The sequence below is a fragment of the Haematobacter sp. genome (assembly GCF_032102465.1).
Lineage (GTDB): Bacteria > Pseudomonadota > Alphaproteobacteria > Rhodobacterales > Rhodobacteraceae > Haematobacter.
Genome location: NZ_DAMDHB010000079.1, coordinates 1 through 3,441 on the forward strand (window position 1 = coordinate 1; position 3,441 = coordinate 3,441).

The window sequence follows — 3,441 nt, forward strand, 5'->3', positions numbered from 1 at the left end:
GGATGGTGCAGTCCATCTTCCGGGAAACGCCGGTCGAAGCTCAGAACAGCGAAGGTGTCGCGGTGCTCATCACCTCGCCCAGCTGGCGCGTCGAACGTCACCTCGTGCCGGAGATCGCGCGCGGTGACCGGATAGAGCCCGGGAACGGCAAGCGCTACCGGGTGAAGAACGTCTGGCCGTCCGGGTCCCCTGCCGCGGATGCAGTGGTCCTCTGCGAGCTGACGGAGGATATCTGATGGGGGCGTGGCGGACAGCCTTCCGGACGACGGCGCGCGCAGCCCTTGCCGAGGTACCACGCTTCTCTTCCGTCAAGGTCTTGCCAGCGTGGCGTGGCAACGTGGATGAGGAGACACTTCCTGTCCTCGGTGTTGTGACCCCCGATGAGCGGATCACGCTCTCCGCGCGCGGCGCGACTGAACGCGGAACGCTCCTGCAGGTCGTCGTCAAACGTCTTGGTGGCGACGAGGTCGAGGATGACCTCGACATCGATGCGGAAGCGATCGAACAGGCTTTGTTCGCGGCCTTTCTGAGTGCCAGCACGATCTGCAAACCCGAAGGGATCAGCCTCATGGTCGAGGATCACGCCTCGCGCGCCCTTGGAACGCTGATCTGCACATTTCGCATCACCTCATTTCAGCCGCTGTCCCGCGGCTGACCCTCATCCCTCAGTAATGGAGATCGACGATGGCCGACGGCATGATCGGTTATGGCAGCAGCGTCCGCATTGGGCGTGGCGCCACGCCCACCTGGACTGACCTCGAACTGGTCGGAGACCTCGATCTCCCGGATGAGCAGGTCGACGAAGTCGAAGTCACGCACATGAAATCTCCCGGTCGCCGCCGGCAGTTCATTTCCGGTCTCATCGACGGCGGTGAGGTGGCAATCCCCACCAACCTCGTGCCCGGCAACCCGACCAACGTGCTCCTCCTCGCGATCAAGGCAAGCGGTGAGCAGGTCCTGATCGAGATTACCCTGACAGAGGATGGCGCGCCTGAGACCTATTCGGGATTCCTGAAATCCTATGCCCGGTCGGCGCCGATCGCGGACAAGATGACCGCGACGGCCACCTTCCGGCTCTCGGAGCAGGTGGTGACCTGATGGCGAACACGTTTCTGGGGGAGGTGACGGCTGGCGCTCATGGCGCGCGCTACACTCTCCGGCTCGATTTCAACGCCATGTGCGCGTTCGAGGAGGCCTCGGGTGGCAAAAGCTCGTTCGACCTTCTGGCGCGGTATGAGATCGGTGCCATCCGTGCCATCGAGATGCGGCTTCTCGTCTGGTCGGCACTGCAGCATCACCATCCCGATGCCACAGAAGAGACAGCCGGGGACCTCCTGTCGGCGGATGGTCAGATCTTACATCAGCTCATCGCGGCGGCGGCACCGGATGCGCCGCAGGAGGCGAAGGGCCGGAGAAAAAAGAAATAGGCCCGGTTGCCGGACGCCCGGGCTGGGCCGCGATGCTTGAGGCCTATGTCGCGGCGGGCTTCGATCCCCGGTCCTTCTGGGGCCTGACGATGCGGCTCTATCAGGTGCATATGCTCGGGGCTCGCCGTCGTCTGCAGAGCGAAGCGGACGCGCGGCTGACACAGGCCTGGTTGACGGTTGCGCTTGGAAATCAGCGCAGACTACCCAAGCTCAAGTCGCTCCTGAAGCGCCATGAGTCGCAGGACCCGGAACTTGCGCTTCGCAGCCTGTCTGCGCGGCTCCCGAAAATTACGATAGAGGACTGGCGCGCGCGCCAGAGAGGGTGACATGGCCACGCCGAACAATGCTGCCCTGCGCGCGCGCCTTGGCCTCGACATCGGGCCGTTTCAGTCCGGGCTGGACAAGGCGAGTTCGGAAGCAAAGGGTTTCAGCGGCCGTCTGAGCCGTATGACCAGCGGCATGCGCTCTTCGATGATGTCGCTGGGTGCTGTCTTTGCTGGCGGATTTCTGGGTGGCGCGGCCGTTGCGGCGATCTCCGAGGCCACAAGTCGGGTGCGCGGGCTCGCCACGGAAGTGGCTTCCGTCGGTGACGAAGCGAAGCGCGCGGGTATGAGTACCAAGGCATTTCAGGAGTGGAAGTTCGTTGCCGATCAGAACCGCATCGGCGTGGACAGCCTTGTGGATGGCTTCAAGGAGTTGAACCTGCGGGCCGATGAATTCGTGCTGACCGGACAAGGCTCTGCGGCCGAGGCGTTTCAGCGTCTCGGCTACGGTGCTGAAGAGTTGAAGGAGAAGCTGAAGAACCCGTCCGAGCTGATGCTGGAAATCATCGGGCGCCTTCAGAAAATGGACCGTGCCGCCCAGATCAGGATTTCGGACGAATTGTTCGGCGGCTCCGCTGGCGAGCGGTTCGTCGAACTGCTGGATCAGGGCGAGGCGGGTATCCGGCGGACCATCGACCAGGCCAACGAGCTGGGTATCGTCATGGATGACGAGTTGATCGCCAAGGCCGCCGAGGTCGACCGGCAGTTCAATCTGATCGCAACCACAGTGGGGACGACGCTCAAATCCGCGATCGTGTCTGCTGCCGCGTCGCTTTCAGATTTTATCGACGGATATCGTTCGTTCGAGAACCAGCGGGATACCACGCTGCAAAACCGCCAGTCGGAAATAATGAAGGAGAAGGTGCGGCTGAATGAAATGATGAAGCGTATGGCGGGCCGTCCGTCCGGCATGCGCAGCACGGGTCAGATCAGCCAGCGCCTCCGCGATCTGAACGCTGAAGAGGATGAGATCATCGGCATCCTGTCGAGCCGGCAGGAGACGACCTGGAAGCCTCAGAACGACAACTGGGTGCCTCCCGTCTTCATCCCCAGTGGCGGGTCTGGCAAGGGTAAGGGATCAGGCGGAAGGGGCGGCGCCGCTAAGCCGAAACAGGACGAATACTCTGCTGCCGTTGCGTCCATCCGCGAGGAAACCCGTGCTCTGGAGGCGCAGTCCGACGCGTTCAGCAAGGCGGAAGCCTCAGGGCGGACCTATGCGGATGCCGTGGAATACGCGCGGCGGCGCGCCGAGCTGATGACCGCCGTGCAGAAGGCCGGCCTGAAGGTTACGCCGGAACTGGAGGCGCAGATCGAAAGCCTTGCCTCCGCCTATTCCGTGGCCGCCCAGGGCGCTGAGGACGCCGCGGACCGGATGCAGGAGTTGCAGGACAATGGAGAGCGCGGCAGCAACGCGGTCGCCAACCTGTTTCTGGCAGCAACCGAAGGGTCGGATATGGCGCGGCAGGCATTGGCGCAGCTGCTCGCCCAGATTGCCCAGGCACAGGCCCTCAAGGGCTTCGCGGCCCTCGCCGGAGCCGGCGGGGCGACAGGCGGGATTTTCAGCTTTCTGGGCAGCCTGATCGGATCGAACGCCAACGGCACGGATAACTGGCGTGGCGGATGGACTTGGGTCAATGAACGGGGGGGTGAACTCATGAACCTGCCGAACGGCACGCAGATCATCCCGCACG

6 protein-coding genes are annotated in these 3,441 nt (G+C 63.4%); all 6 read left to right on the forward strand.

From position 1 onward, the window contains the following. Nucleotides 1-236 (forward strand): hypothetical protein (locus tag RT513_RS20725; protein ID WP_313534558.1); only part of this gene is annotated, 236 nt, incomplete at its 5' end. Between the two features lie 101 nt (nucleotides 237-337). After that, nucleotides 338-655: a hypothetical protein gene (locus RT513_RS20730; protein WP_290684751.1), complete on the forward strand. Its 318-nt coding sequence runs from the start codon at nucleotides 338-340 to the stop codon at nucleotides 653-655. 29 nt (nucleotides 656-684) lie between these two features. Beyond that, on the forward strand, nucleotides 685-1,098 hold the full coding sequence (locus RT513_RS20735; RefSeq protein ID WP_051911019.1) for a phage tail tube protein: 414 nt from the start codon (nucleotides 685-687) through the stop codon (nucleotides 1,096-1,098). Next, entirely contained in the window at nucleotides 1,098-1,427 is a 330-nt protein-coding gene (locus RT513_RS20740) for a GTA-gp10 family protein (RefSeq protein WP_051911018.1), read from the forward strand. The genes RT513_RS20735 and RT513_RS20740 overlap by 1 nt, the downstream gene beginning before the upstream one ends. A gap of 32 nt (nucleotides 1,428-1,459) precedes the next feature. Further along, nucleotides 1,460-1,753 carry a hypothetical protein gene (locus tag RT513_RS20745; RefSeq protein WP_035708910.1) on the forward strand — a complete coding sequence of 98 codons (294 nt, stop codon included), beginning with the start codon at nucleotides 1,460-1,462 and terminating at the stop codon, nucleotides 1,751-1,753. 1 nt (nucleotide 1,754) lies between these two features. Next, nucleotides 1,755-3,441: hypothetical protein (locus RT513_RS20750; RefSeq protein ID WP_313534562.1), on the forward strand; the 1,687-nt coding region annotated here is incomplete at its 3' end.

Bases quoted from the DNA above. Each gene is read 5' to 3' on its own strand.
- RT513_RS20735 (WP_051911019.1), top strand. From the start codon at position 685: ATGGCCGACGGCATGATCGGTTATGGCAGCAGCGTCCGCATTGGGCGT.
- RT513_RS20740 (WP_051911018.1), top strand. From the start codon at position 1,098: ATGGCGAACACGTTTCTGGGGGAGGTGACGGCTGGCGCTCATGGCGCG.
- RT513_RS20745 (WP_035708910.1), top strand. From the start codon at position 1,460: ATGCTTGAGGCCTATGTCGCGGCGGGCTTCGATCCCCGGTCCTTCTGG.